The sequence below is a fragment of the Streptomyces sp. NPDC019890 genome, assembly GCF_044903445.1.
In the GTDB taxonomy this organism is placed as follows: domain Bacteria; phylum Actinomycetota; class Actinomycetes; order Streptomycetales; family Streptomycetaceae; genus Streptomyces.
In genome coordinates, this window is the sequence record NZ_JBJDQK010000008.1 from 271,633 (window position 1) to 289,890 (window position 18,258).

An 18,258-nucleotide genomic window follows, 5' to 3' on the forward strand; every position below is an offset into this window, starting at 1 on the left:
CCTTTCTATACCCGTGCGGCAGATTGCCCGCCGCTCTGCGGGAGATGGCCGATGCGGCCCGTCTCCATCATCAAATCGGCGGCGAAACGCAAGGTGTCGGAGCGTATCCGCGAGTAATACCCCCCATACAGATTGGCGAACTCGTCGAATGCCTCCGGACACAGTCGATTCCATCGCTTCTCGTTCATCTGAAGTCCCGACTCCCGCGCACGCCCGAGCCGCCGGCTCTCCTTCGGGTACCGGGCGAGGATCGTGAGGAGAATGTTCCCGTTTCCCGTATCGCTGTCGCGGCGCCAGTCCCTCAGGTCGTCCGCGAACTTGCAGGCGAGGCCGAGTGCATAGAAGTCGTCCAGAGCGGCCTGTGGCGCGGTAAACCCATGGAACAAACCGGCAACCTGGGCGAGTTGCCGCATCACCGCGCCACAGTCCACGGCGGCGTCCTCGAGAAGGTCGTCGACCGATGACACGGTCCCCCGGTGTTCGATCGCCGTCGCGTAACGCCGGTAGTCGGTCTCGACGGTCCGGCGAAGCAGCTGCCGAATCACGTCACATCGCGCCGGATCACATGTCCTGTCCAAGTACATTCGCAGGTCCGACACCGCACGGCCGATATCCTTCGTCGCGGCGAGATCGTCGAACGCCACGGATTCCTTCCGGACCCGACGCTCGAACTCGTCGTCCACGAGGAACGCAATCCTGTTGAGCAGGATGAGCAGCTGCGCCGTTCCTTTCCGGACGGGTCTTCCGGTGATCTCCGCGAAGCCCGACAGCAGGAGGTTCAGGAAGAGGTCGTACGCGGCGATCTCCCACACTCGCCCGCCGGGAATGTGGGGCAGCCCAGTCCGGTATGGCCGGAACACCAAGTGCCGCCCGTATCCGGGAAGCAGGCGGAGCACGGTACAAGCCCGGCCGCCCGTCCGCGGCAGAAGCGTCATCGAGTGGACCATCCCGCCGGGAGTTCTCCGGCCAGGGTGCTGGCGACAACCCGCCTGGTCTCCGGAAACAACGCGTCTGCGCAGGCCAACGTGTGTTCCGGATAGGCAGCGAACAGATGGGCGAGGTAGGTCCTGGTTCGTTGACCGGCTCCGGCATGACGGGCGACGAAACGCGCGCACGAATCGGAAACCGTCTCTCGATCGCCCAACTCGGCACCGAACAGCGCCAGGGAGTAACGCATGTATCGCCAGTAGCGGTGGTAATCGTCGGCTTCCAGGACAAGTTCCAGAGCGGCTCTCATACGTATGCCCGAGATCGCGATCACGCCGGCGAAGAGGTCGAGATACTCTTCGGTCATGCCACGCAGGTTACGGTGGCGGTCGCCCAGCCCGGCCAGCATTCGGCGCACCATGGGATTCGCGAGACCACCAGCCATTTCGGCGTCGTCGCCGATGCCGAGGAGACGTATGAGGGTGGTCTTCTCCTGCCCCTCGCTGACGGCCTTGCGCAACATCAGCGCTTCCCCGCTTCCGTCGACCGATCCCACGCTGGTGAGCAACGGAAGAGTGGCATAGGTGGTGAAGATGAACATGCCCGCGCCACCCAGTATCTGCGGCGTCGCCCAGACATTGCGGACGGCGTGAAAATCATTCGCATACCCGGCGGAATTCACATACTGGAGTACGTTCTCGGACCGGACCAAACACGGCCTCCCCTCAATGTCGATGAACAACAGGCGACGTCAGCCACACCCCGGGCCCGTAAGAGAACGGTGCTTCTGGGGTAATTGGGGTTGTTGGGGTTCGGCAGCGTGCGGGCTCACGTCCGCTGGAGTGGTGTATCGACGGCCACTCGGTGATCCTGTTTCGAAGCTATGCGCTGTGTTCGGTGGAGAGTGCGGGTTTGTCAGTTTGTCACTCGATCGGGTGGAGCTCCTTGGAAATGCACTGCGCGGATCACCAATGTGTGGCGCAAGGCCTGCCGGGGAGGGTAGGCGTACGCCAGGGGCGTCTGAACCGGCCTTGAGCCCGTCAGACGCCCCTTCGCTCAGGTTGCCGCCTTGCTACGGCGTCATCTCGTACGCCCCGGACAGCGCCTCGACGCGCTCCCACACTCGCGCCGAGCGGGCATCGTCGACTATCGGTCGCCGCACCGCGGCCAGCGCCCAGTGCTGCTGTTCCTCGGTGGCGGAGTCCTTGCCGTGCAGTTCGACGGCGTGCGCGGAGAAGTCGCGCACGAGGACGGCGAACAGCTCGTCGAGCACGTCCTCGTCCAAGCCGGTGAGGCGCGCCTGCTCGAGGATCAGCTGGCCGTGGACGACGAGTGCGAACAACTGGCCGACGGCGAGAAGCAGGTCGAGGTCGCGGCTCTGCTCCTCGTCGGGGGCGGCCGTGGTGACGAACTCGCACAGGGCGTCCGCCTGTTCCCGGAAGCGGCCGACGTTGGGCACACGGGCAAACGCTTCGTAGGCGGTGCGCCAGTCGTGGAAGCGTACGGAGCCCAGTCCTCGGGCCGGTCCCTGCCGGAAGAGGAACGCGTCGTCGGCCGCGTCGAGCCGGCTCCGGACGGGCGCGTACCCGGCGGGGTTCAGCAGATGGTTGCGCATGAACTTGAGGATCAGCGCGAGGTTGACGTGGACCGTGCCCTCCAGCTTGGGCAACCCCCGGATCTCGGCGGCGGCCTGGGCGAAGTAGGTGTCCTTCTCGAAGCCCTTGGCGGCGATGACGTCCCACATGAGGTCGATGACCTTCTCGCCCTCCGTGGTCACCTTCATCTTCGTCATCGGGTTGAACAGCAGGTAGCGGCGGTCGTCGGGGCCGGCGGAGCGGAAGTAGTCGACGGCGCGGTCGCTGAACAGCTTCATCCCGACGAGACGGACGTACGCGTCGGTCAGCTCGCGGCGCACGTGCGGGAAGGCGGTGACGGGGCGGCCGTAGAGGATGCGGTTGTGCGCGTGCGTGACGGCCTCGTACATCGCGTGCTCGCAGATGCCGATCGAGGCGGTGCAGAGATTGAACTTTCCGACATTGACGGTGTTGAGGGCGGCGTCGAAGGCGGCGCGACCGGTGTGCAGTACGTCCTCGGGGCCGACCGGATAGGTGTCGAGGCGGAACTCGCTGACGTACTTCGAGGAGTCGACGACGTTCTTCACGAGGTGGTACGCCGGGTGGCGGCTGTCGGCGGCGAAGAAGACGTAACCGTCCGGGCCCTCGACATCGGTGCGGCGGCCGAAGACGGAGACGAGGCGGGCGGCGTTGCCGTTGCCGATGTAGTACTTGGAGCCGGTGGCCCGGAAGCCACCCTCACCGTCGGGCTCAAGCAGCATGTCGGTGGAGTAGATGTCGGCGCCGTGGGCATTCTCGGACAGGCCGAAGGCGAACACCTCGCCCTGGGACAGGAGTTCCGCCGCGCGGGTGCGAGCGGCGGCGTTGTCGCTCTGCCAGACCGGGCCGAGGCCGAGGATGGTGACCTGCCACGCGTACCAGTAGTCGAGCCCGTAGAAGCCGAAGATCTCGTTGAGGGCGGCGATCCGGGCGGTGTCCCACCGCCTGTCCTGCTGCCCCTCGGCGGCGGCGGTCGGGGTGAGGAACGTCGCGAACAGCCCTTCCTTGGCCGAGAACGCGAGGAAGTCCGCCAGCCACGCACGCGAGCGGTAGTCCTCGATCAGCCTGCGCTTGCCGCGGTCCTCGAACCAGTCGACGGTGGCACGCAGCAGCCTGCGGGTCTCGGGGTCGAAGTGTGCCGGGTCGTAGGTGCGCGGATTGAACAGCAGCGGGTCGGCCATGGGTGTTTGCCTTTCCGGCTTGGTAGGGAGGGATGGCGGGTTGATCGAGGTTCGTACGTGAGCGTGGTGGAGGCGGCGGGGACGGTTCAGCGCTCGGCAGCGAGCCGGCGGAGGGTGGCGAGGACGTCGTCGAGCCAGGCGAGCGTCATCCGTTCGTACGCGATGCCGCCACGCAGCACGACATGCTGGAGCTCCCGCCCGGGGTCGGGCGCTGCGGCGGCCTGGGCGGCCTCTGGTCCTGTGAAGTCACGCAGCTCCCCCGCGAGATAGTGCGCGAGCCGGTCGCCGTGCGCCGTGCGGTGCCGCTCGACCTCGCGGATCAGCGCGGCAGGGTCGTCGAAGGCCGCGCCTCGGATCTTCACCGCGAGGTCGTGCCGGACGCTTTCGGGTTCGATCGGCTCATGCAGCCACGTGGAGAGGACGGCCCGGCCGAGGGCGGCGACGGAGTACTCCTTCTTGTCCGGCCGGGTCTGCTGCGGCACCTCGCGGACGTCGACCCACCCTTCGCTCTCCATGCGCTTGAGGACGCGGTAGATCTGCTGATGGGTGGCGGTCCAGAAGTGGCCGATGGACCGCTCGAACCGCCGGGCCAACTCATAGCCGGAGCCCGGCTTCTCCAGCAGAGAGACAAGGATCGCGTGTTCGAGCGCCATATCCCGATCCTTCTATGCAACTCGTTGCATAGACAAGCCGTGGCAGCCGGGTGAGACACGGCTCACCCGGCGCTCCGTCTCTCAGTTCCCCGCTTGGCCGGAGTCTCGGGCGGAGCCGGCGGGCGCGTCCTGGTCTTCGAGCGGCGGTGTGATGGGCAGGCCGACCTCGAACCTCGTGTCACCGGGCTGTGAGTGCGCTCTGATGTCGCCGTGGTGCTTGTTGACCACGATCCGGTAGGAGATGTCGAGCCCCAGGCCGGTTCCCTCGCCGACCGGTTTGGTCGTGAAGAACGGTTCGAAGATCCGCGGGCGGATTTCGGGCGGGATACCGCGTCCGGTGTCGCGCACCTCGACAACGATGCGGTCACCCTCGCGCCGGGATGCGAGGGTAAGGGTTCCGGTTCCGTCCATCGCTCCGAGCGCGTTGTCGATGAGGTTTGTCCACACCTGATTGAGCTCCGCGCCGTATGCCGGAATCGGCGGCAGGCCGCGGTCGTAGTGCTTCACCACCTTCACGCCGGACGGGATCTTGGCCTGCAGCATCACCAGCGTGGCGTCGAGGAGTTCGTGGACGTCGACCGGCTGCTGTGCGGCGCGGTCGAGCTGCGAGTACTGGCGTGCCGCATCGACAAGGCCCGAGATTCGGGTGACCGCGTCCTCGATCTCGCCCATCAGCAGTTCGGTGTCGATGGTGTAGGCGAGCCAGCGCACTGCCGCTTCCTGATGCTCCTCCTCCAACGCAGCAATGGCGTCGGACAGCCATGTGGCGTCGATGCCGCCGGCGACGAGCGTGGGCGCGATGTCCCAGCCCTGGCGGATGCCGTGGTCCTCGAGCCAGTCGGCGAGTTCGTCCTCGGCGTCGGATGCCTCGATGGCCGAGAGCGTACGGTCGGCGGTGGCGCGGGTGATGGCCGCGTCCTGCATGGCGACCAGTTGGTGCAGCTGGCTGCCGTCGAGGCGGCCGTCGGCGAGGAGGGCGAGCTTGTGGCGCATTCCTGTCACCCGGCTGCGCAGGGAGTCGGTGGCGCGCACGGCCGCTGCCGCGGGGTTGTTGAGTTCGTGGGTGAGGCCCGCGGCCAGGGAGCCGAGCGCAACCAGTCGCTCGCGTTCGGCGAGGATGGTGTTGGTGGCGCGGGTGCCGAAGAAGAGGCCCTCGAGCAGATGGAGGGCCATCGGGAACCACGTGCGGATGGCCTGGGCGAACTCGTCCGCGGGCAGGACGAACAGCTCGACATCGGTGATGGCTCGCAGCGTGTTGGGGTAGGCCTGGTCCACCCGGTCTCCGAGATAGGCCTGCGTGGCGCCGGCATAGACGCCGGCCTGGTCCGTGCGGCTGACTTCGATGTCGTCGCCGTGAAGGCGGCGCTGGACCGCCACAGTGCCGCCGAGCAGTACGAAGAAGCAGGTCGCGGGCTCGCCTTCGGAGTACACAGGAGTTCCGCCCTGCCGGGTCTCGACCCGCCCCCGCTCGGCGAGCCAGTCCAGCTTCGTGCTGTCGAGCGATTCGAAGAGAAACAACTCGCGCAGCTCGGCGGGGGTGAGCCTGGTGCGCTCGCTCTGAGCGTTCATTGCGCCTCCAGGTAGCGGTGTACCAAGGAGACGGCCATGGCACCCTCCCCCACGGCGGAGGCCACACGTTTGACCGACTCGGCGCGTACGTCTCCGGCGGCGAAGACGCCGGGCACGCTGGTTTCGAGGTGGTACGGATCCCGGGACAGCGGCCACCCGGCGGGACGGGTCCCCTCGGACAGCAGGTCGGGGCCGGTCAGGACAAATCCCCGCGCGTCGCGGCAGATGACGCCGTCCAGCCATTGTGTGGGCGGTTCGGCTCCGATGAAGACGAACAGGTACGACGCGTGGACGGTGGTGAGGGCGTCCGACCTGTTGTCCCGCAGGATCAGGCGCTGCAGGTGCTTTTCGCCCTCGCTGCCCGCTACTTCGGTGTGCGAGTGGATCTCGATGTTGGCGAGGGCCTCCAGCTGCTGCACCAGGTAGTGGGACATGGACTGGGTCAGGCCGGATCCTCGGATCAGGAGATGGACCTGCTTCGCGTAGCGGGAGAAGTACACCGCGGCCTGGCCCGCGGAGTTCGCTCCGCCCACGATGTAGACGTCCTGGTCCTGGCAACTGGCCGCCTCGAACGAAGCGGCGCCGTAGTAGACGCCCGCCCCGGTGAACTCCTCCAGTCCCGGTCCGTCCAGCCGCCGGTAGGAAACGCCGGTGGCCAGCACGACGGTGTGGGCACCGATCGATGTCCCGTCGCTGAACCGCAGCACGCGCCCCGCTCCCGCGGCCTCCAGGGACACCACCTCACGCGCGGTGAGGATCTCGGCGCCGAAGCGCATGGCCTGGCGGCGGGCGCGGTCCGCCAGCTGGGCGCCCGACACTCCATCGGGAAACCCGAGATAGTTCTCGATCCGGCTGCTCTGGCCGGCCTGCCCACCCGTCGCGCTGCGTTCCACCAGTACAGTGCGCAGTCCCTCGGAAGCCGCATAGACGGCGGCACCGAGCCCGGCGGGGCCCGCACCGATCACGACGACGTCGTAGAAGGCGGCGGCGGGGGTGGTGGTCAGTCCCACGTGCGCGGCGAGTTCGGGTTCGCTCGGCGCCTGCAGTGTCTCGCCGTCGGCAGTGATCACCAGCGGCACGTCGCCCGCCGTCAGCCCGGCCGCGTCCAGCAGCCTCATGCCCTCGGGCTCGTCCGCGGCGAGCCAGCGATAGGGGACGAGGTTGCGGGCGAGGAACTCCCTTACGGCGAAGGACGGTGCCGACCAACGGTGGCCCACGATCCGCGTCTCGCCGGCTTCGTCATGGGGCGCTGCCGCCCACAGCTCCAGCAGCCCGTCCAGGACCGGGTAGAGGTTCTCCTCGGGCGGACTCCAGGGCTTGAGCAGATAGTGATCGAGGTCGACGACGTTGATGGCGTCGATGGCCGCGCCCGTGTCGGCGTAGGCGGTCAGCAGCACACGCCGGGCCAGAGGGAAGAGGTCCATGGCCTCCTCGAGGAACTGCACTCCGTTCATCGTCGGCATGCGGTAGTCGGCGATCATCACGGCAAGCGGCTCGCCCCGCAGCTTGACCTCCCGCAGCGCCTCCAGAGCCTCTGCACCGGAGGGTGCGCGGAGCACCCGGTACCGGTCGCCGTACCGGCGCCGCAGGTCGCGGGCGATGGCCCGGGACACGCCCGGATCGTCATCGACGGTCAGGATCGTCGGCTTCGCCATGCCCTCCATCTTGCTCTCCAGCGAGCACGCACGCGATGAGGGACCGGAAGCAGCCTGTGGGACTCTCAGTGACCAGCACGCGTAGCGGCGCCGTCGCGGGAACGCTCAGAGGCCGAAGTTGCAGTCATCGGAACGGTAGGGGTCGCAGTCAAGGCAACGCATGGCCCCGCAACCGTCGCAGCAGACCAACGACTGCCCGCAATGGCATGCGGAGTCGTGCGGGTCCGAGGATCGGGATGCCTCGGCAGTGTTCTGAACGTCTGTCAAGGGCCTCCTCATCGGTTACTCCCATCACGAGGTACGAGCGTCCGGGGTGCCGGCAAGGAGGCACGGTGTCCGAGCGGCGTGGCCCGCTCAGCATCTGGCCTCTGGTGTGCCGTCGGGGAGATCTCGAAAGCCCATAACGCGGAGTTGTCCGACGGCCGACTGGCACTGCGGCGGCGGGGCCTACGCGTGGGCGAAGCGGCCGAGGGCGGGGACGGAAGCCGGAACCGCGGCTTCGGTCAGGCCCGGAGCCTGCAGTTCGAACCAGACCGTCTTTCCCCAGCGAGCCGGACGGACGCCACAGCGGTGGGACAGTTCATGGATCAACTGCATGCCTCGACCGGATTCATCGTCGGCGCCGGCCGCCTTGAGACAGGGGGCAGCCGGATGCGCATCAGTGACTTCGCACCGCAGTGACGTGCCGCGGACAGTCACACTGAGCAGGATGGGGCCGGCTCCGTAGCGCACCGCGTTGGTAACCAGTTCGCTGACGAGCAGCTCGGCGGTTTCCGATTCCTCAAGGGGCTGTGCGACGAGGATGTCGCGAGTGAAGCTCCGAGCGGCGGCCACGGAGGCCGGGTGGCGATCGAACCACCGAGATCTACTGTCACCTCGGTACGGCCTGGGAACCAGGCGGGTGAGGTGGGCCAGGACGTAGGCCAGGCGGCCGGTCAGCGGCCCGTCCACTTCATTGATCGTCATGATGCTGCCGCCCTTTCGCGTCCCGGATGTCCTGGACATCTGTCTCCACAGAACGCCGGCGCCCACAAAGAGATCAACGCGTAAGCGCACCCATTAAGTGGAGGGAACGATGGGTAGCGCGTTCCGGTGGTCATGTGGGGCTCTCGAGCAGTGGCCGGGCATGCACGTACGGTGATCACTGTCGGCATGCACTCACGGTGATACCTGACCGCATCGGCGAGGCCACGTCCCCGCGATGGCAAGGGCCCGGAGGCGGCGGCCTTCCGGGTTCATAACGCTATGTGATGAACAGGCGAGAGCTGCCTGACGCGCTGACCGGGCCGCACCATGTCCCCGAACCGACAGTCAAGCGGATCCTGCTCAGCCGCAATTCCAGGCGGCACCCGGCCTGGACGGGCAGGTACGCTCCACGATCGCCCAGATGATCCGGAGGGCGAACCTCCGATGCCGGCGCGATCCCCGGGCAGGTGAGAGCTCCCCTGAACGAGCTGCCGACCTGCCCTCCGCCACATTGCAACAGCTGCGAAGAGACGGCGAGCCGAGTCCGCGACCCGCCCACCTGTCATCGGTAGCCGCCACGTCGCCTGCCGGAGGGTCGCAGCTGCCGGGCCCGAGCCCGGACCACTCCCCCGGAGGCATACCTTGCGCTCTTCGACCTGGACGCGACGCCTACTCCCCGCGGCGCCCCTGATCGTCCTGTCCGCCCTGCTCGCTCTGCTTGCCCTGGTCACCGTCCCCGCCGGCCCCGCCCATGCATTCAACGGGAGCACCTCCACGTGTGCGCTCCAGGGGACGACCGGCTACACCGATGAGGGCCAGCAAACCGACTACACCCGGTTCCAGAACCCGAACGGCACCAAGCGCGTAGGCGTGATCTACGTGGACTTCCCCGACGCCGTCGGGACCAGCACGCCTCTCACCCCTTACTACAACCAGATTTCCGGCGCCGCCAACTGGCTGTGGAACGCCTCCAACGGCAAGACCTGGCTGGACCTGCAGGCCCCGTACGGCAACTGGGTGCGCATGCCGAAGAACTCCACCGCCTACAACTGGCAGCGCGATTTCTCCTGGGCCACGCACCAGACCTATGTCAAGGACGCACTCACCGGCGCCGCCAGTGCGGGCGTCAACCTCGCCAATTACGACACGTTCTACATCGTGCCGACCAGCACGGCTGCCGCGATCAGTCACTCCCCCACCTTCATCCAGGACCCCAACAACGTGACCTGGGTCTGGAATGGGCCGACGAACAGCTGGGTGGCCATCCACTGGGCGGTGACCTTCGGTCAGGACCTGTGGACCTGGGGCTCCAAGGTCGCCGTCCATGAGACCGGCCACACCTTCGGCCTGCCCGACCTCTACGCCTTCAGCGGCGATCTGCACCAGTACGTAGGCGGCTGGGACATCATGGGCAAGGTCAGCGGCCCGGCCCCGCAGTTCTTCGGCTGGCACGCCTGGAAGTTCGGCTGGATCACCGACAGCCAGGTCTCCTGTCTGTCCACGAATGACACGTACTCCACCACCCTCAACGGAGTGGAGTACGGGGGCACCGGCTACAAGCTGGCAGTGATCAAGACCAGCGCCACCACCGCCTACGTCGCCGAGTCCCGCAAGGCCGCCAACAACGACTCCAACGCCTGCGCCACCGGCGTGGTCATTTACAAGGTCAACACCTCCACCACCACCGGCAACGGGCCGATCCGCATCGTGACGAACCCCAACGCCGCCGCACCCACCGGGAACTGCTCCACGCTGGACATGCAGACCTGGAAACCCGGCGAGTCGTTCCAGGACGACACCGCCCGCATCCGGATCTACGTGAACAGCTCCGACGCGTACAACGACACCGTCTGGACCTACAAGTGGTGACCGCATAGCACGGGATGCCTCTGGCTCCCGTATCCGCATAACGCGAAGTTATGGGGATACGGGAGCTGTCGTTAAGGACTGGTCGCGTTCAACCTTGTCCCCACTCTGTGAAATGTCACATGGCAAGGGCACCGGGCGCGCCTGACGTCCGGACGCCACCGCAAGGAAGGAACTGAGGAAATGCACAGACCCACACCCAAGGTCCGGCGGCTCGCCGTCGCCCTGACCGTGCTCATCCCTCTGGCGGCAGCCACGCCAGTGGCGAGTGCGGTCTCCGAGGTCCCGACCACCACCCCCGCCGCCGACTGCGCCCTCCCCGGCAGGACCGGCTGGACCGACGAGGGCCACAACACCGACTACAACCAGTTCCAGCAGCCCATCGGCACCAAGCACGTCCTGATGCTGTTCGTCGACTTCCCCGACGCCCCGGCCACCGATTCCACCACCGACTACTACGACGAACTCGCCCCGGCTGCCGACTGGATGCAGAAGGCCTCCTACGGGCGGGTCAAGCTCGACATCACCCCGGTGAACCGCTGGCTGCGGATGCCGCAGGAATCCACCACCTACGGCTTCGACCGCGGGATCACCTTCGAACAGCACGAGTTGTACGTGCGTCAGGCCGTCCAGGCCGCGGATCCGCATGCCGACTTCTCCCAGTACGACATGGTCTACATCGTCCCGACCAAGGCCGCGAAGGCGGTCAAGTTCTCCCCGACCTACCTGTACGACCCCGCCACCTCCGGCATCGTCGCCGACGGCAAGCGCCTCAAGTGGGGGGTGACGTTCGGACAGGACATGTGGCGCTGGGGCTACAAGGTCGCCAACCACGAGACCAGCCACATCTTCGGGCTGCCCGACCTGTATGCCTTCACCGGAACCGACTTCCACCGCTACGTGCGCGGCTGGGACCTCATGGGCAACATCGCCGGGCCCGCCCCGGAGCATGTCGGCTGGGAGCGCTGGAAGTTCGGCTGGATCCGCGACGAACAGGTCGACTGCCTGTCCGCGCCCGGCAGCCACGCCGTCCATCTGAAGGCCGTCGAGAAGCCCGGCGGAACCAAGATCGCGGTGATCCGCACGGGCGAGACCACCGCGTACGTCGCCGAGTCCCGCAAGGCTGTCGGCGGCGATGCCAAGGCCTGTTCCACCGGCGTGCTCATCTACAAGGTCGACTCGTCCACCCAGACGGGCGACGGCCCGATCCAGGTCGTCAACGGCAACCCCGAGGCCACACCGCCGTCGGGCTGCGCGCCGCTGGACATGGCCGCGTTCCAACCCGGACAGTCCTTCACCGATCCCGCCACCGGAGTCCGCATCGACGTCGAGAGCAGCAGCGCTCTCCACGACGACATATCGATCACCAAGCAGTAGGGCGTGCTGCTGCGGTGGAGGGCGACCATGCTGTCTTCGGTCACCATCCGCCGCAGCAGCACCCGGTTCAGTCCAGCAGCCGCACCGAGTGCGGATGGCGTTCGCGCCACCGTGCGTACGCCTCAGTGGCGGCGCAGGTGGCCAGATAGCCTTTGCCGACCCTGCGGAAGATCTCGTCGCCGTGTGCGGCGAGCGGGCCGTCGCGACGCCAGGCAAGCACATGGCGGTACCAGATCGGATTCCCGGCGAGAGGGCGGACGGCGACGCCGGGCACCGCGATGAACGTGGCCTGGCAGAGGCTGACGGCCAGGCCCGCCCGTACGAGCTCGATCAGTTGCCGGCCCTCCGCCTCGTAGGGCGTTTTCGGTTGGCGGTCCGCCAGGGCGAAGACAGACGCCCAGTATTCCCGGGTGCGGTCGGTGTCCGGGTGGGGCACGGCCCAGTCCTCTTCGATGAGCTGGTTCAAGCTCACCTCTTCCTGCTCTGCCAGCGGGTGGGCGGAGGGGAGCAGGGCGAAGACGGGCTCGGCGGCCAGTGGGCGCAGTACGACTCCATCGCGTGGCGAGAGCTCCTGGCCAGGGTTGTCACCGAGGACCGCCGCCTCCAGTCGTCCCGCGGCAAGGTCGTCGAGCAGTGGCGACGGGGAGTACTGGCATCGGACCGTCACCTCCGATCGGGGCGTCAAATCCCTTACCGCCACGATGAGATCGGCAAGCAACGGGGCGCCCACCGATCCGAGGCGGACGCGGTCGGTTGTCGTTCGGCAGCGTGCGACGCGGGCGGTGTCGGCCAGCAGGTCGTCGATGCCCGGCAGGATGGCACGTGCTCGTGTGAGCACCAGCTCGCCGAACGTTGTGGGGACGACACCGGCTTTTCCACGGTCGAAGATCGCCCCGCCCAGCATGATCTCGATGCGCCGCAGCTGGGCGCTGAGCCCCGGCTGGGTCATGCGCAGCGACGCGGCGGCGCGGGTGAGACTCCCTGCCTCCGCTATCGAGCAGATCACTCGCAAATGCCGTACCTCGAGATCCATGGCGCGGATGTTATGAACCCGCGGGAGCTCCCGAACAGGGGAGTGACACCCCCAGTCTTATGTGAAATGTCACATGTAATTCACGCAGACGCCCGATGCAAGCGCGAGGACACTGCGCCCGGGCCGAGACCGAAAGTCTTCTTGATCAACCAGGCCGCGGTCATCTGACGGCCGTCCCAGTCTCGCTTCGCGAGGAGCGGGATTAGCGTGGTGTGTACGAGGTTGCGGGTGTGACGCGGGATGTACGGGCAGCCGCCCGGCCCGTGGCCGCCCAGAACGGCTGGGTGCGTCATGATGGTGAATCTCGATCCCGGCCCGCGCGCCGCGGGCGGCGGAGGTTTCGCCTTTGTGGGCCGTCGACAGGAGTCCGGTCTGCTGCGGGGCGCCCTGCAGCATCCACCCGCAGTGGTGCTGATCGAGGGAGAGGCCGGGGTCGGCAAGTCCCGCCTGGTCAGCGAGGTGACCGGGGACTTGGCCGGCCAGGGCGGGCGAGTCCTGTACGGGTCCTGCCACCCGCTGCGCGAACCCTTTCCCTATGGGCCGGTCATCGACGCCCTGCGCCAGGCCGGGCCCTTCCTTCCGCAGGCCTCCGAGATGTCCCCGCTGGCCGGCGTCCTGGCGCCGCTGCTGCCGGAACTGACCGACCACTTGCCTACCGCCCCCGCCGACGTGCAGGAGACCGGGGCCGAGCGCTACCAGCTGGTACGGGCGGTGCGCGCGGTCCTGGAGGCCTGCGGCACTGCGATCCTGGTCATCGAGGATCTGCACTGGGTGGACGAAGCCACCCGCGAGCTGCTGCTGCTCCTGGCCCGCGACCTGCCACCGCACCTGGGCCTGGTGCTCACCTACCGGCAGGAAGAGCTGCCGCCGCGCGCGCCCGTCCTGGGTGCGGCCTATCGCCGCCCGCCGGGCACCAGCGGCGCGGAGATCCACCTGGCTCCGCTGACCAAATCCGACATCCATGACCTGACCGCTGCCGCCCTGGGCCCGCGCGCCACTCACGCACTGGGCCGCATCCTGTTCGAGCGCAGTGCGGGCCTGCCCTTGGTGGTCGAGGAGGACCTGATCACCTTGAGTGAACAGGGGCATCGGGGACACCTGAGCGTTGAGGTGGTCGATCCGGTGACCAGGCTCGGCCAAGCGGTGGTGCCTCGAGGACTGCGGGAGGCGGTCACCACACGGGTGCAGGGCCTGTCGGCGCAGGCGGTAGCGGTGGTGGAGGCCGCCGCGGTGCTGGCGGTGCCCACCGCGGAACCCGTACTGACCCGGGTCGCCGATCTCGACCCTGAACAGGGCATGGCAGCCCTGATGGAGGTGCTGGGCGCTGCGGTGCTGCGCGAGAACCAGCCGATGCAGTACGGGTTCCGCCACGCTCTTGCCCAGCAGGCCGTCTACCAGAGCATCCCGGGTCCGCAGCGTCGCCGCCTGCATGAGCGGGCGATCGCGGCCCTGCGCACATTGGACAGCCCCCCGCTGGTGCAGATCGCCCATCACTTCCGTGCCCTGGGCGACCGGGAGGGCTGGCTCACACAGGCCGAGGCGGCCGCCGCTCAGGCGCTCGCGCTGGGTGACCAGGGCACCGCCGCCGCTCTTCTGCACACCATCCTGGCCGAACCCGGGCTGGATGAGGATGTACGTACTCGCATAGCGCTGGCCCTCAGCCGCACCGCCACCTTCAGCGTCGAGTACACGGCGTCGGTGGCGGTCCTGCAACGAATCCTGTCCGACCCTCAGCTGCCGGCCACCACCCGCGGTGAGATCCGCGTCGGACTCGGCCTCATCCTCACCAGTCAGGCCGGCGACCCGGAAGGCATCCGGGAGCTGGAGAGCGCCATCGAGGAGCTGAGCGACCAGCGGCCCGAGACCGCCGCGCACGCGATGAGTCATCTCGCCCTGTGGGCGACGTTCAGAGGGCGGCCCGCTGCGGAAGCACTGGCCTGGATCGAGCGCGCCGAGCGCGCTGTGCAGGCCAGTCCCGATGAGGCGGCGCGGGCCACAGTGCACGCCAACAAGATCGCGGTGCTGGCCCAGATCGGGCATCCGTCGGTCTGGGAGCTGGTCGATCGCCTGCCCCGGGAAGGCAGAGACCTCGCCGTTCTGAGGCAGACCGCCAGGGCGCTGTACAACGCGGCCGACGCCGCGCTGGATCTCGGCCACGACGATCGGGTCGGCGCCCTGCTCGAACAGAGCCAGGAACTCGCCCACCGCACCGGTGCCCCGCATCTTGACGCCATCTGCCGCATTCTGCGCCAGGAACTCGCCTGGTACGAGGGCGCCTGGGGCGACCTGGAGGCCGCCTACGCATCCTTGTTCGCCCAAGTCCAGGACATCCTGATGCTGGAGGTTGAGGGATCGCTGGTTCTGGGGGCGCTCGCCGAAGCCCGCGGACAGTGGAGCCAGGCACTGAAGAGGTACACCACCGCGAGAGACGCGAGTGACTACGTGGTCTGGACCGCTGATGCCGCCGCCGGTATCGGCCGGGTCAGGCTTGCCCAGGGTGAGCCCGAGACAGCGTGGGCGATCAGCGCCCCGGCAACAAACAGCCTGCGACACAACGGGCCCTGGCTCAGGGCCTCAGCCGTGGTCCCGGTCGCCGTTGAGGCCGCCCTCGCCACCGCGCGGCCCGAGTCGGCCACGCAGCTGACCAGGGAGTTCGAGCGCGCAATCGAAGGCCAGGACGGGCCCGCCGCCATCGCCCATCTTCACCTCTGCCTCGGACTGTTGCTGCGCGACGACGACCCGGCCCGGGCTCGCGATCACTTCGACCGTGCTCGCGCCACCTTCCAGGGCATCGGCCGCCCCTACCTCACGGCCCAGGCCGCCGAACGCGCCGCCCGCACCCTGATCCCCACCACGCCGCACCGTGCCGCGCAGGACCTGACGGAGATCGACGAGATCTACCGGCACCTGGGGGCCACCTTCGACGCCGCCCGCTGCCAGCGCACTCTGCGCGACCTCGGCGAAGCTCGCCCTCCGGTCGGACGCCGCGGCTACGGCGAGCAGCTCTCCCCCCGCGAGCAGGAAGTTGCCGGCCTCCTCGCCACCGGCGCCACCAACCGCGACATCGCCCAGGCCCTCTTCCTCTCCCCCCGCACCGCGGAACACCATGTGGCCAGCGTCCTCAAGAAACTCGGCGTCACCAGTCGCCACGCGGTCCGAGATGCCCTGGCCACCAACAACCCGTGAGCCGCGAGGTACCTCATGCGCGCCGCCGGGCCCCTACCCCTGGCTTCGGGCCGGTGCGGCCGACGCGATAGGTACATGTGGGCTCTGTACTGCCTAGCAACTACCTAGTGACTACCTAGCGTTCCATTGCACGGGCGATGTCCCTACCCAGCCATCCCCGGTACGGGCTGCCATCGGTGACCGGACTGTGTTCGTCCGGCCATGGACTCGGCCGCACGCCCTCGGTCTCCTGGAATCACCAGCCACATACATCCGGGGAAATCCCCTTATGACCGGAGAATCCGATGGCGGAAAAGAAAATCATGGGCCTTGACATTATTGAACCCGGCACAGTCAGGATCGCAGGATACCTTCGGTGCTTTCCCTTCGATGTCTGGGGAATGGAAACGCATCGGATCGCACTTGGCAGGTATGCCCGACAACTCGGACTACCTGAGCCCTCGATCCATCTGGACAACGGCTTGCGCTCCCGAGGGCCGCTGCCGGGCCTGGAAAGGCTTATGGACCTGGTGGCTTGCGGCAGCTACGACGTGCTGTTGATACCCGGACCGTTCGTCCTGTCCGTACACGATCTCGAGGCCTCCGCAATCGTCGGACGGATCACTGGCTTCGGCTGCAGGGTGCTGGAACTCCCGCCCCTTCACGCCCCGAGGCACTCCGGACCGGAGCCGCCCGGTTCGATGGCGCTGCCCTCGGCGCCCGGCGCCGAGCGATGACGGCGCCCTCCCCAACACCCTGACCGGCGGGTCGGCAGAGGCTTGTGAGAGACCGGCCGGGACAACGTCCGGGATAACGGTCGGGTTCCAGCCATTGACCGATCACTCTGGCGCGATGTGAAATGTCACACGCCACATAGCACGCCATGCGGCTTCTGACCCGGCAGAGAGAAGAGCCACGTTCTGAGCCGACTGCCACCCACCGTGTCGCCCGCCGACCGATCCCCGCTGGTCCTCAGACCCGTGACCGATCCCCCAGGCCCTCACACCGACCGTCCGCAATACCTCGCAGAGGAGCGTCCCCCCGTGAAGAGACCCACCATCCCCGCTCTGCCCTCCACCGCTCGCACCACGTCCCGCGTCGTGGCGCTGACCTCGCTCCTTACGGTGGCCGCGCTGTCCACCACGGGCTGCAACGGACTGGTCGGCGGAGGCGCCGAGGGTGACGACAAGGGCCCCATCGTGCTCGGCATGGCCATACCGATGTCCGGCAGCAGTGCGGACACCGGCCCGTACATGAAGAACGGTGCGCAGCTCGCGGTCGACGAGATCAACGCCAAGGGCGGCGTCCTCGGCCGGAAGCTGCGGCTGCAGGTGGAGGACGACGCCTGCGACCCGAAGACCGCGGTCGCGGCGGCCAACAAGCTGGTCGCGGCGCACGCGGCCGTCTCGGTCGGCGGCTACTGTTCGGGCGCCACCCTGCCCACGCTGCCGATCTTCGACAAGCGGAACATCCCCATGGTCATTCCGGCGGCCAACTCCAACCAGCTCGTCAGCCAACACCTCAAGCATGTCTTCCTCATCAACGGCACGGGCAGCCAGCAGGCTGCCGCCGCGGTCGCCTGGCTGAGCAAGGACGGGGCCAAGAAGGTCGCCGTCATGGACGACAACACCAGCTACTCCAAGGACATCGCCGACCTCACCTGGGCCAAGCTGGGCACCGCGGGCGCTCCGGCCAAGGCCGTCGAGGAAGCGGTCAACCCGGGTGAGAGCGACTACAGCCCCAATGTGACCAGCGTGCTGAAGTCGGCCCCCGACTACGTCTACTGGACCGGCTACTACCAGGAGGGCGGTCTGCTGATCCGGCAGTTCCGCCAGGCCGGGTACAAGGGCAAGTTCCTCGTAGGCGACGGCTCGGTCGACCCGAAGCTCGTCAAGATCGCGGGCGCCGAACACGGCGAGGGCGCCTTCGCCACCATGACCCAGACCCCCCAGACCACTCCGGGCGCCGAGAGCTGGATCGCCTCCTACAAGGCGAAGTTCGGCGCCGAACCCGGCCCGTACTCCACCCAGTCCTACGACGCCGTTCGGGTCGCCGCCGAGGCCATCAGGAAGGCCGGCAGTACTGACGGCGACAAGGTCACCGCGTCGCTCGAGGCGATGGACGGCTTCAAGATCTTCTCCGGCCCGCTGAAGTTCACCGCCGACCACACGCTGAGCAACGGTGGCTTCGTGATCCTCGCCGTCAAGGACGGGCAGTTCGTCCTGCGGGACTCCCTCAAGTAGCCCGGAGGAG

General features: G+C 67.7%; 13 protein-coding genes. 5 read left to right on the plus strand and 8 right to left on the minus strand.

The window, feature by feature from the left end:
• Positions 1-5: 5 nt before the first annotated feature.
• The 7 genes from ACI2LP_RS23290 to ACI2LP_RS23320 form a co-directional block, all read right to left on the minus strand.
• Positions 6-935: a class 1 isoprenoid biosynthesis enzyme gene (locus tag ACI2LP_RS23290; protein ID WP_404726430.1), complete on the minus strand. Its 930-nt coding sequence runs from the start codon at positions 933-935 to the stop codon at positions 6-8.
• Positions 932-1,669: a hypothetical protein gene (locus ACI2LP_RS23295; protein ID WP_404726431.1), complete on the minus strand. Its 738-nt coding sequence runs from the start codon at positions 1,667-1,669 to the stop codon at positions 932-934. The genes ACI2LP_RS23290 and ACI2LP_RS23295 overlap by 4 nt, the downstream gene beginning before the upstream one ends.
• 330 nt (positions 1,670-1,999) lie before the next feature.
• The gene (locus ACI2LP_RS23300; RefSeq protein WP_404726432.1) at positions 2,000-3,721 is read right to left on the minus strand and encodes an acyl-CoA dehydrogenase family protein; all 1,722 of its coding nucleotides are present in this window, start codon (positions 3,719-3,721) and stop codon (positions 2,000-2,002) included.
• An 86-nt stretch (positions 3,722-3,807) separates the two neighbouring features.
• A complete protein-coding gene (locus ACI2LP_RS23305; RefSeq protein ID WP_404726433.1) occupies positions 3,808-4,374 on the minus strand; it encodes a PadR family transcriptional regulator in 567 nt (188 codons plus the stop codon).
• Positions 4,375-4,455: 81 nt separating this feature from the next.
• Positions 4,456-5,943: an ATP-binding protein gene (locus ACI2LP_RS23310; RefSeq protein ID WP_404726434.1), complete on the minus strand. Its 1,488-nt coding sequence runs from the start codon at positions 5,941-5,943 to the stop codon at positions 4,456-4,458.
• Complete coding sequence (locus tag ACI2LP_RS23315; protein ID WP_404726435.1) at positions 5,940-7,598, minus strand: FAD-dependent oxidoreductase; 1,659 nt, start codon at positions 7,596-7,598, stop codon at positions 5,940-5,942. Before ACI2LP_RS23315 ends, ACI2LP_RS23310 begins: the two co-directional genes overlap by 4 nt.
• A 447-nt stretch (positions 7,599-8,045) precedes the next feature.
• Entirely contained in the window at positions 8,046-8,549 is a 504-nt protein-coding gene (locus tag ACI2LP_RS23320) for an ATP-binding protein (RefSeq protein WP_404726436.1), read from the minus strand.
• Positions 8,550-9,206: 657 nt separating this feature from the next.
• Between ACI2LP_RS23320 and ACI2LP_RS23325 the strand changes: the two genes are divergently transcribed.
• Positions 9,207-10,433: a M6 family metalloprotease domain-containing protein gene (locus ACI2LP_RS23325; protein ID WP_404726437.1), complete on the plus strand. Its 1,227-nt coding sequence runs from the start codon at positions 9,207-9,209 to the stop codon at positions 10,431-10,433.
• Positions 10,434-10,613: 180 nt separating this feature from the next.
• Positions 10,614-11,807 carry a M6 family metalloprotease domain-containing protein gene (locus tag ACI2LP_RS23330; RefSeq protein ID WP_404726438.1) on the plus strand — a complete coding sequence of 398 codons (1,194 nt, stop codon included), beginning with the start codon at positions 10,614-10,616 and terminating at the stop codon, positions 11,805-11,807.
• A gap of 67 nt (positions 11,808-11,874) precedes the next feature.
• Here ACI2LP_RS23330 and ACI2LP_RS23335 read toward each other — a convergent pair whose 3' ends face one another.
• On the minus strand, positions 11,875-12,840 hold the full coding sequence (locus ACI2LP_RS23335; RefSeq protein WP_404726439.1) for a LysR family transcriptional regulator: 966 nt from the start codon (positions 12,838-12,840) through the stop codon (positions 11,875-11,877).
• A gap of 291 nt (positions 12,841-13,131) precedes the next feature.
• Here ACI2LP_RS23335 and ACI2LP_RS23340 point away from each other — a divergent pair, with 291 nt between their 5' ends.
• The 3 genes from ACI2LP_RS23340 to ACI2LP_RS23350 all read left to right on the plus strand — a co-directional run bounded on the left by ACI2LP_RS23340 (position 13,132) and on the right by ACI2LP_RS23350 (position 18,248).
• Positions 13,132-16,026: an ATP-binding protein gene (locus tag ACI2LP_RS23340; protein ID WP_404726440.1), complete on the plus strand. Its 2,895-nt coding sequence runs from the start codon at positions 13,132-13,134 to the stop codon at positions 16,024-16,026.
• A gap of 284 nt (positions 16,027-16,310) precedes the next feature.
• On the plus strand, positions 16,311-16,742 hold the full coding sequence (locus ACI2LP_RS23345; RefSeq protein WP_404726441.1) for a hypothetical protein: 432 nt from the start codon (positions 16,311-16,313) through the stop codon (positions 16,740-16,742).
• Positions 16,743-17,048: 306 nt separating this feature from the next.
• The gene (locus ACI2LP_RS23350; protein ID WP_404726442.1) at positions 17,049-18,248 is read left to right on the plus strand and encodes a branched-chain amino acid ABC transporter substrate-binding protein; all 1,200 of its coding nucleotides are present in this window, start codon (positions 17,049-17,051) and stop codon (positions 18,246-18,248) included.
• Positions 18,249-18,258 lie beyond the last annotated feature (10 nt).